Origin of the sequence: Pelagibius sp. (assembly GCF_028281305.1) — a bacterium.
In the GTDB taxonomy this organism is placed as follows: Bacteria; Pseudomonadota; Alphaproteobacteria; order Kiloniellales; family Kiloniellaceae; genus Pelagibius.
The window spans coordinates 1-10,218 of sequence record NZ_JANQKD010000024.1 but is presented as its reverse complement, the minus strand read 5'-3'; the positions used below and the strand labels follow the sequence as shown (position 1 = coordinate 10,218).

Genomic DNA, 10,218 nt, shown 5'->3' with positions numbered 1-10,218 from the left:
CCGTTCCAGGACCCGTACTTCTCGCCCTTGGTGTGGGCCAGGAAGTTGAAGATGTACTCGGAGTCATAGGTCGGAACGCCCCAGCCGAGCATGTAGAAGTCGGTTTCCAGATTGTTGATCAGCGGGAAGTGCTGCGCCTTGGGCTTGGCATCGAGGCGCACGTTGACGCCGATCTGGGCCAGCATGCCCACGGCCGCCTGGCAGATCGCTTCATCGTTGATATAGCGGTCGTTCGGGCAGTCGAGCTGGATGGAGAAGCCGTCGGCGTAGCCGGCATCGGCCATCAGCGCCTTGGCCTTGGCGATGTCGTTGGCCGGAACCTGGTCGAGGGCTTCGGTCCAGCCGTTGACGAAGGGCGGCATGGCGACGCCGGCCGGGATCGACTGGCCGCGCATCACCACCTGCTTGATGGCATCGCGGTTGATGGCCATGTTCATGGCCTGGCGCACGCGCTTGTCGGCGAAGGGGTTCTTGCCCTCCACGTCGTCAGCCTTGAGGTCCGCATCGCCCTGATTCATGCCGAAGAAGATGACGCGGTTCTGCGGTGCGGTGATGACCTTCAGGCCGTCGGTCGAGCTGACGCGGCCGAGATCCTGAACCGGCACGTCCTGAATGAAGTCGACCTCGCCGGAGAGCAGGGCGGCGACGCGGGTCGCGGCATTCTGGATGGGGGTGTAGACGATCTCCGTCACCGCCATCGGGAACTCGTCCTTGCCCCAGTAGTTCTCGTTGATGGTGAGAACCGTCTTGGCGTCGGGCTCGCGGCTGACCAGCTTGTAGGGGCCGGTGCCGTTGGCGTTGCGCGCGGCAAAGGTGTCTTCGCCACCCTCGAAGTCCTGCACCTTCACGGCGTTGTTCGCCTCGGCCCAGTCCTTGTCGATGATGAAGAGGTTGGTCAGGTTCGACGGCATGATCGGGTTCGGGCCGTCGGTGACGATCTCGAAGCCGTACTTGCCGTTGGCGCGCACTTCCTTCACCGAAGCCAGCAGCTCCTTGAAGTCGCTGTCCGGGCTCATGGCGCGATTGAAGGAGAAGACCGCATCTTCGCTGTCGAACTCCGCACCGTCGTGGAAGGTCACGCCTTCCCGCAGCTTGAAGAACCAGACGTTGGGGTCATCCTCGCTGGGCGCCCACTCGGTGGCCAGTGCCGGCACGATCTTGCCGGTCATGTCGCGGATCACCAGCGATTCCATGATCTGGTGCGCCAGCGCCGTGGTCGGGCCCTCGTTCTGCGCATGGGGATCAAGGGTCAGGCTGTCACCGGCGCGGGCCCAGCGAAGGGTCTCGGCGGTGGCAAAGCTGCTCGTGCTGGCCAGCAGTACGGCGGCCAGCAAGGCTGTTTTCGACTTCATTCTTTATCTCCCTGTTACTTGAGCTTCTACTTTGACGTCATGCTGTCAGCAACCGGACGGAAGGTCCAGGGCCGCTTGGACACTTTGGGGTCAATTCAAAGAGGTCGGTCGTTGCGCCCGGGGCGGCCCGCCTCGCGAAGGGATGGCCCGGTTCTCGCGGGGAATCAGGCTGCAAAGGGGCTATCGAGGTCGCCGGGCAGACCCGGCTCCGCGTTAACCAAACCTGATTGGGCTCTCCCGGCCCGGCGCAGGGCGCCTTCCCTACCGCTGCCAGATCACCCCTTGCTCAAATCGGCCCCACCATCCTCACGCTGCCAAGGTCCCTGTTCTCCCTGGTTCTCCCCGGTTCTCTCTGCGGCTGCCTTTGCGGCTTCTCTGCGCACCTCGCGGTGCATGGAGCGGCTATATCGCGCTCTCTCTGAATGTGCAAGCTACAGAGGGCGTTGATTGTATGTCAACGAACAAGAAGATCGGCCTGGCCCGCAGAAAGCCTGGTTTTCTTGTTTGCAGGCAGCCGGTCTGAGGCCAGGGACCGGCTCTCGGGCCGCCCTCAGGTCTTGCTCTCAGGGCCGGGTCTGGCCGCTGCCGATGACCTTGTACTTGTAGCTCGTCAGCTGCTCCGCGCCGACCGGCCCGCGGGCATGCATTTTGCCGGTCGAGATGCCGATCTCGGCCCCCATGCCGAACTCGCCGCCGTCGGCGAACTGGGTCGAGGTGTTGTGCATGACGATGCCGGCGTCGACTGCGTTCATGAACCGGGCGGCGGCAGCCTCGTCCTCGGTGATGATCGCCTCGGTGTGGTGCGAGCCATGGCTGTTGATGTGATCGATGGCCTCCTCCAGGCCGCTTACCACCTTCACGGCGATGACCGGGGCCAGGTATTCGGTGTCCCAGTCCTCGGCGGTCGCCGGGACGACGCCGGGCAGGGCCGCCTGGGCGGCCTCGTCGCCGCGGATGGCGCAGCCCGCCTCCTGCAGGGCGCCCAGCAGCGGCGCCAACTGGCTCTCCGCCGCGGCCCGGTCCACCAGCAGCGTTTCCGTCGCCCCGCAGATGCCGACCCGGCGCATCTTGGCGTTGACCACCAGGTCGCGGGCCATGGTCGGGTCCGCCGCGGCGTGGACGTAGGTGTGCACCATGCCGTCAAGGTGGGAGAAGACCGGCACCCGGCTTTCCCGCTGCACCCGCTCGATCAGGCCGCGCCCGCCGCGAGGCACGATGACGTCGACGGTGTCGCTCATGGTCAGCAGCATGCCGACGGCGGCGCGGTCGGTGGTGGGCAGGCGCTGGATGGCGGTGGCCGGCAGGCCGGCCTCCTCAAGGCCCTGCTGCAGCGCCGCCAGGATCGCACCGGCAGACCGAAAGCTTTCGGAACCGCCGCGCAGGATCGCGGCGTTGCCCGACTTCAGGCACAAGGCGCCGGCGTCGGCGGTCACGTTGGGCCGGCTTTCGTAGATGATGCCGATCACGCCCAGGGGCACCGAAACGCGGGCGATCTTCAGGCCATTGGGCCGCTCCCATTCGGCCAGCACCCGGCCCACGGGGTCGGGCAGCTCGGCGATGTCCTCCAGGCCCTTGGCCATGGCCTCGATACGCGGCGGCGTCAGTTCCAGGCGGTCCAGCAGGGCGGCGGTCAGGCCCTTCTCGCGGCCGCCGGCCATGTCCTCGGCGTTTGCCGCGGCGATCTCCGCGGCGCGGGCGCGGATGGCCGCAGCGGCGGCCCGCAGGGCGCGGTTCTTGGTTTCCGGATCGGCCAGCGCCAGCTTCGCAGCGGCGGCGCGCGCCGCCTGGCCCAGGGCTGTCATTTGCGCCTGCAGGTCTTGGTCCTGCTCTCCCGCGTGCAGGGGCGCTGCTTCGGCGGACATCATCTCGTTCTCCCTAACAGGCTCTCTGGCTCACGGCTTTACGCGTTTTTGGTTGTTCCCGGCACCGGCCCGCTCCCCCGCCCGGCCACCCAGCGCCAGTATCCTAAGTGGGTGGCCGGGCGGCGGAGCGGGCTGGAACCGCCTCGACGCAAGTCGAGATCGCACTACGACACCACCAGGTCGTCCCGGTGGATCAGCTCTTCGCGGCCACGGTAGCCGAGAATGGCTTCGATTTCACGGCTCTTGTGGCCGATGATGCGGCGCGCGTCGGCGGCGGAATAGGCCGCCAGGCCACGGGCCACCTCCCGCCCCTCGGGATCGCAGACCAGCACCGCATCGCCGCGCTGGAACGTGCCCTCCACGGCGGTCACGCCGGCCGGCAGCAGGGATTTGCCGCTGCGCAGCGCGCTGAGGGCGCCGGCGTCCAGCCGCAGCCTGCCGCTGGGCTTCAGGCTGCCGGCAATCCAGCGCTTGCGGGCGGTGCGCGGCTCCACTGAAGCCAGGAACCAGGTGCAGCGGGCCCCCTCCATCACGGCGGCCAGGGGGTGCAGGCGCTGGCCGTCGGTGATCACCATGCGGCAGCCGGCCCCGGTCGCCACCTTGGCGGCGGAGAGCTTGGTCACCATGCCGCCGTTGGAGTAGTCGCTGGGAGCAACGCCGGCCATGGCCTCGATCTCCGGCGTGACGGCGGCCACCTCGGGAATGAAATCCGCATCCGGGTTCCGGCGCGGGTCGGCGCTGTAGAGCCCGTCGATGTCCGACAGCAGCACCAGGGTGTCGGCGCCCAGCATGGCGGCGACCCGGGCCGCCAGGCGGTCGTTGTCGCCGACGCGGATCTCGCTGGTGGCGACGGTGTCGTTCTCGTTTATCACCGGCAGGGTGCGCATCTTCAGGAGCGTGTTCAGGGTGGAACGGGCATTGAGGTGGCGCCGCCGTTCCTCGGTGTCGTCCAGGGTGAGCAGAATCTGCGCCACCGAAATGTCATGGCGGGCCAGGGATTCCTGATAGGCATGGGCGAGGCGGATCTGCCCGGTCGCTGCGGCAGCCTGTTTCTCCTCCAGTTTCAGGCCTGACTGCGTCAGCCCCAGGTGGCGGCGGCCGAGCGCGATGGCGCCGGAGGAAACCAGCACCACTTCGGTGCCCGCCGCCATCAGGGCGGCGACGTCGTCGGTCAGCGCATCCAGCCATTGGCGGTGGATGGCCCCGCGGCCATGATCGACCAGCAGGGCCGAGCCGATCTTGACGACGAGACGCCTGGAATGGCGGAGGTCCTGCCCGCGGCTCGTCTTGGTCTGCTTTTCCGATTGTGCGGCGCTCATGGCTGATAGGCCGCCGCCTGGTCTTCGCCGCGCTCGGCGCGCGCCGCCTGGATATGCTGCAGCAGGCGGGCGAGGGCGGCATCCACCCCTTCGCCGCTGGCGCCGGAGAGCAGCAGCACCTCTCTCCCCGAGGCCGCTTCCAGTTCGGCCTTCCTGGCGTCCCGGTCTTCCGGTGCCAGGGCGTCGATCTTGTTGAGGCCGACCACTTCGGTCTTCTCGGCCAGACCGCCGCCGTAGGCTTCCAGCTCATGGCGCACGGTGCGGTAGGCGGCGACGGCGTCCTCCTGCGTGCCGTCCACCAGGTGTAGCAGCACCCCGCAGCGCTCGATGTGGCCGAGGAAGCGGTCGCCCAGGCCGGAGCCTTCGTGGGCGCCTTCGATCAGTCCAGGAATGTCGGCCAGCACGAAGTCCGCCTCGCCCAGCGTGACAACGCCGAGGCCCGGATGCAGGGTGGTAAAGGGATAGTCGGCGATCTTCGGCTTGGCCCGGGACACGACGGAGAGGAAGGTCGACTTGCCGGCGTTGGGCAGGCCGACGAGGCCGGCGTCCGCGATGAGCTTCAGGCGCAGCCAGACCCAGCACTCCTGCCCCGGCCAGCCTGGATCGGCGCGGCGCGGCGCCTGGTTGGTGGAGGATTTGAAGCGCGCGTTGCCGAAGCCGCCGTCGCCGCCCTCCAGAAAGGTGAGGCTCTGCCCTTCCTCGGTGAGGTCGGCCAGCACCGTCTGCTTGTCGTCGTCCAGAACCTGGGTTCCGACGGGGACCTTGACCACCAGGGGCTTGCCGGCGGCCCCGGTCATGTTGCGGCCCTTGCCGTTTTCGCCGCGCTTGGCCTTGAAGTGCTGGCGGTAGCGGAAGTCGATCAGGGTGTTGAGGCCGCCCACGGCCTCGAAGACGACGTCGCCGCCGCGCCCGCCGTCGCCGCCGTCGGGCCCACCGAACTCCACGTACTTCTCGCGGCGGAACGACATGCAGCCGTTGCCGCCGTCACCGCTCTTCAGGAAGACCTTGGCCTCGTCGAGAAACTTCATGACGCCAGCTCCAGGCCCGCCTGCCAGGCCGCGCGCTCCAGGATGAAGCGCCGGCAGGTGACATAGTCCCGGCGCGCGATGCTCCACTCTTCCGTATCGGAGGTCGGCTGGAATCCGCATTTCTCAAGCACCCGGCCGGAGGCCGGGTTGTCGGCGAAGTGTCCGGAGGTCACTGCGTTCAGCTTGGGGTGGGTGAAGCCATGCGCCAGCAGGGCTTGTGCGGTTTCCGTCGCCAGGCCCCGGCCCCAGAACGCCGGCGCCAGCCAGTAGCCGATCTCGGCGGTGTCGGGGCCGTCGCGCTTGGGGTCCGCCCGGTGCAGCCCGGTCGCGCCGATCACCTCGTCGTCCAGGACGATGGCAAAGACCGACTCGCCGTTTTCCGTCTCCATGGCCGCGTGGGTGCAGATCCACTCGGCGGCCGCGCCCGGCGGATAGGGGTGCGGAATGCGGGTGGTCATGCGCGCGACGTCCCAGAGGCCGGCATAGCGCTGGACAGTCTCGGCTTCGGCAGCGCGAAAGGGACGCAGCAGTAGGCGCTGCGCCTCAATCTCTCTCCGCTCGATGGACCAGGTCATGGGTTTCGTTCCGATGGTCGGGCCCCCGTCTCGAGCAAATCGCGCGAGGGAGGGGGCAAAGAAAAAGGGAGATGGCGGCCCATCTCCCTCGTCATCAGATCCTCAAGATGGGCGCCCCGGTGGACACCCACCGGCGTTATTCAGCGGCGCTCGGCGACGGCTGCTCGGCCGCGTCGACGGAGACATAGGTCCGGCCGCCGGACTTGGTCTGGAAAGAGACGGCACCGGAGACCTTGGCAAAGAGGGTGTGATCCTTGCCGATGCCGACGTTGCGGCCCGGATGGAACTTGGTGCCGCGCTGGCGCACCAGGATGTTGCCGGCCAGCACTGCCTCGCCGCCGAACTTCTTCACGCCCAGCCGGCGCCCGGCTGAATCGCGGCCGTTGCGTGAACTGCCGCCCGCTTTCTTATGCGCCATGGCTTAGTCTTCCTTCTTCTTCGCAGCCGTCTTCTTGGCGGCCGTCTTCTTTGTGGCGGTCTTCTTCGTCGCGGCCTTCTTGGCGGTCGCCTTTTTGGCCGTCGCCTTTTTGGCCGGCGCAGCCTTTGCTTCTGCGCCCGCATCCTCGTCGGCCTTAGGCGCGGCTTTCTTGGCCTTGGCCGCTGCCTTCTTGCCGTCGGTCAGAATGTCGGTGATGCGCACCACCGTCAGGTCCTGGCGATGGCCGTTCAGGCGGCGATGGTTCTTGCGGCGCTTCTTCTTGAAGATCAGCACCTTGTCCCCGCGGGTCTGCTCGACGACCTCGGCGGCCACGCTGGCACCTTCCACGAAGGGCGCGCCGGCCTTGGTCTCGGCGCCCTCGCCGACCATCAGCACGGAGTCGAAGGACACGGCCGCACCGGCCTCGCCCTCGAGCTTTTCAATGACGATCACGTCGTCCTTGGCGACTTTGTACTGCTTGCCGCCGGTCTTGATCACTGCAAACATTGCGCTGGCTCGCCCATCTTCGGCTGGACCGTCCCGGCAGGCGCGAAATTCCGCGGTTTTCCGGGGCCGTCAACATAAAACGCCGCGGTCCAGAGGGCCGCGGTTAACGGTCGCGCACTATAGCTCCGCCGCCCGGGCTGTCAACGCCCTTTTCGGCGGTTTTCCGGTGTCTTTTCCGCATCCTTCAGGGTCCGGCCGGACGCCTCGGCAGGTGGACGAAAGCGTTTGCGGAACAATGGCTTCGCGACGGCGGTCTCAGGGTCTCCAGAAACCGGGCCAGCAGCACTTGGGCACAGTCGCTTTCGTAAAGCACCCCATGGCTGACGCCCGCCAGGGCATAGGCCCGGCCATTGGAGAGATGGGCCGCGGCCGCCTGTGCCAGTGACGGCGGCGTGATCGGGTCGCGTTCGCCGGCCAGCAGCAGGGCCGGCACCCCGCTGGCGACCGCAGTGTTTTCGATGGGATCGGCCGCTCCAGCCGGCCAGTGGTCGCAGAGATAGCTGGTCCAGGCACGGTCGATCAGGTGGCCCTGAGATCCGGCCGCGGCCACGGCGGCGGCGATCTGCTCGGGCGATTCGAATGGCGCCTCGTCGTGGCAGACGTGGGAGAGGTAGACGGCCGCGTGCACGCTGTAGGAGATGGTGTAGAGCAGGTAGTCGCGAAACCGTTCGCGCAGGATGGTGGTGCCTTTCTGTGCGGTCTGCTGCAGCAGCCGCGGAATGCCGAGGCGCGCGTCGGAGCTGTAGAGGGCATCGAAGAGCAATTCGTCCAGTGTCGGCTTGTCGAAGAGGATCGCCTGATCGATCCAGTCCGCGTCGTCATCGGGCCGATAGCGGTAGCGTCGCGTCCCCACCTTGAACGCCGCTTCGACGGGGCCGAAGATCTCCCGCAGGGTGTAGCTCGGCGGATTGGCCTCCAGCCAGGCCCCGGCCGCCGCGTAGGCCGCGCGCAGGTCACCGTGGCGCTCGCGGCAGGCCGCCGCCGCCGCGCAGTCGTCGAATACGCGCTGCAATGCCGCGTCGAAGTGCTTGGCGAGGTCGACGGTCTGGGCGCTTTCAGGCGGGAAGACCGAGTCCAGCACCACGGCGCGCACGCCCTCGGGGTGATAGCGCAGCGCGCTGAGCGCCAGCCGGGTTCCGTAGGAGATGCCGTAGAGCGTCCACTCCTCGATCCCGAGCGCCTGGCGCAGCTCGGCAACATCGGCGGCGCTTTCCCGGCTGTTGTAGGCCGTCAGATCGACGCCCTTCCCGGTCAGCTGCGCCGCGCAGTCCGTCACCGCCTCTATGGTGAGCGCGTGCACGTCCGGGGGCGGTGTGCCCGTCTTGTAGGCCAGCAGGCCAACCTCCAGCGTCCCGAACGCGTCGCAGCTGAAGTCCGGCTCCTCGAGCCCGGTGCCGCGCTGGCCCATGACGATCAGATCATGGCCCTGGGGAAAGAGGCGGCGTTCCTGCCACCAACCTTCGATCTGGTGTTGCTCTGCCAGGTAGGCGGCGGCGCCCGGGCCGCCGGTCAGATAGAGGATCGGCTCCTTTTGGGGGACGTGGCTTTGCGCTTCGAAAACCACCACCGGCAGGCGGATCATGCGGCTCTGCGGGTCGCTGCGGTTCTCCTTCACCACCATGAAGCCGCAGCGGGCCTCCCCGGTGATTCCGGTGGCAAACCAGCAGGCCCGCGCGTGGAACCCGGGCTGGGTCAGTTCCCAGGCCTGCCAGCCACGGTATCCGGCGAAGGCCAGGACGCCGAGCAGCGCAAGGGCCAGAACGGCCCTGCCTCGGGTCACGGCTCCGCCTTGGCGGCCAGCAACTCCGTCGTCGCCGTGGCGGGGGCGGCGGACCCGTCTTTGGCGGCCTCGAACCCCTGGGCCACAAGGCGCCCGCTGGCGGGCTCGGCATAGAGCGCCAGGCGGGTGGTCTCGTTCAGCACCGGCGGCTTCAGCCAGGCCAGGTCAGGACCGGCCTGTGCCGCCTCGGCCCGCATCAGCCGACCGCGTCCTTCGGAATCGACGCCGCGCGGGCGGGCCCTGGGCAGCGGGCCGAGCCAGTGGTTGGCGGCCACCTGCGGGCCCTCATGAACGACGGCGTGGTGTTCGATGCGCTCGATCACCGCCTGATCAGCGGGGCCTGGCCCGACGAGGGAGAAGATCGCCGGCATCGCCAGCGGGCTTTGGATGAGCTGCTCCTTGGCGTCGGCGAAGCTGCGCGCGCGCTCAAAGACCTGGCGCAGCAGGTGGCCGGGTGGCAGGGCGCGGCGGCCCCAGAGGCCGATGCGGTCGAGTCCCCAGTCGATGACCCGTGAAGGGCTGCGCCGGCGCATGGGGGCCTGGTTGAAGGCCGCCGCAAAGCGCCCGGGCCCCATGCCCTGGATCGACCCGGTGAAGCCGGGCCAGGTGAGGTTGATCCACTCCCCGGCCGGGCCGCTTTGGCGCACCGCCAGGACCTGGGCGCCGAGACCGTCGAAGGGCCAGTCGAGCACGCGGGTCAGCCGGCTGGTCCGGCCATCGGCGGTGGGGCCAACGCTGCAGGTGCAGGCCCACTCGTAGGAGAGATTGAGGAAGTAGGCGCCGGGCCGCCCGAGCGCCCGGTCGACGGTCTCCACCTCTTCCAGGTAGGGGTTGCCGCTGCGCTCCAGCCAGCGCCGCGACAGCCGGTCGCCCAGCGCGATCACGGCGCGGGGGTAACTGCGCTCCGCTGCGGCGATCAGCGCGTTGAGACGGCCGCGCTCGGCCTCGATCAGGCCGGCCATCCCGCTGACTCGGCGCAGTGGGATGCGCGGCAGGGTGGTGCTGTCAGCCGGGTCGGGCCTCGGGGGTGGGGTCATGGCTGCGGTGCCTCGCTGCAGTGCCTCTGGCGGATCGTTCGGGATCAGGTCGACTATAGCAACGCCGGGGAACGCCATGCTGGGAAAATCCGGGCCGGATGTTCAACCCAGGCGAAAGCCCGGGTGATCGGAAGGCTCTGGGGGCCGGCGAAGCCCGTGCTTGCAAGCGGCGCGGCGCTTGGGCTAGTAAAGGCCCGCCGTTCGCGGCGGCCGGGGCTACTGTGGCGTCCGTGCCGCCGTCGTCCTTTGCGGAGGGGTGCCGGAGTGGTTGAACGGGGCGGTCTCGAAAACCGTTGTGCGCGCAAGCGTACCGAGGGTTCGAATCCCTCTCCCTCCGCCA

General features: G+C 68.4%; 8 protein-coding genes, 1 tRNA gene and 1 pseudogene. 1 reads left to right on the top strand and 9 read right to left on the bottom strand.

Translation table 11 applies throughout. The features are described 5' to 3' along the window. The 9 genes and pseudogenes from Q0982_RS07185 to Q0982_RS07145 form a co-directional block, all read right to left on the bottom strand. A partial coding sequence (locus tag Q0982_RS07185) for an ABC transporter substrate-binding protein (protein WP_299393557.1) occupies positions 1-1,352 on the bottom strand: 1,352 nt, incomplete at its 3' end. A 563-nt stretch (positions 1,353-1,915) separates the two neighbouring features. Beyond that, on the bottom strand, positions 1,916-3,154 hold the full coding sequence (locus Q0982_RS07180; RefSeq protein WP_299393559.1) for a glutamate-5-semialdehyde dehydrogenase: 1,239 nt from the start codon (positions 3,152-3,154) through the stop codon (positions 1,916-1,918). A gap of 224 nt (positions 3,155-3,378) precedes the next feature. Beyond that, complete coding sequence (proB, locus tag Q0982_RS07175) at positions 3,379-4,533, bottom strand: glutamate 5-kinase (protein WP_299393555.1); 1,155 nt, start codon at positions 4,531-4,533, stop codon at positions 3,379-3,381. Further along, a complete protein-coding gene (gene obgE / locus Q0982_RS07170) occupies positions 4,530-5,561 on the bottom strand; it encodes a GTPase ObgE (RefSeq protein WP_299393553.1) in 1,032 nt (343 codons plus the stop codon). The genes proB and obgE overlap by 4 nt, the downstream gene beginning before the upstream one ends. Then, positions 5,558-6,136, bottom strand: a complete 579-nt coding sequence (locus Q0982_RS07165; protein WP_299393552.1) for a GNAT family N-acetyltransferase — start codon at positions 6,134-6,136, stop codon at positions 5,558-5,560. Before Q0982_RS07165 ends, obgE begins: the two co-directional genes overlap by 4 nt. 136 nt (positions 6,137-6,272) lie before the next feature. After that, positions 6,273-6,554, bottom strand: coding sequence for a 50S ribosomal protein L27 (rpmA, locus tag Q0982_RS07160; RefSeq protein ID WP_299393550.1), 282 nt, complete (start codon positions 6,552-6,554; stop codon positions 6,273-6,275). A gap of 204 nt (positions 6,555-6,758) precedes the next feature. After that, a pseudogene (rplU, locus tag Q0982_RS23800) lies at positions 6,759-7,061 on the bottom strand (50S ribosomal protein L21); the annotation flags it as partial. Positions 7,062-7,245: 184 nt separating this feature from the next. Beyond that, positions 7,246-8,841 (bottom strand): alpha/beta fold hydrolase, encoded by a 1,596-nt coding sequence (locus Q0982_RS07150; RefSeq protein WP_299393546.1) that lies wholly within the window; start codon positions 8,839-8,841, stop codon positions 7,246-7,248. After that, a complete protein-coding gene (locus Q0982_RS07145) occupies positions 8,838-9,878 on the bottom strand; it encodes a hypothetical protein (protein WP_299393544.1) in 1,041 nt (346 codons plus the stop codon). Before Q0982_RS07145 ends, Q0982_RS07150 begins: the two co-directional genes overlap by 4 nt. 250 nt (positions 9,879-10,128) lie before the next feature. Here Q0982_RS07145 and Q0982_RS07140 point away from each other — a divergent pair. Then, positions 10,129-10,218 (top strand) — tRNA-Ser (locus Q0982_RS07140).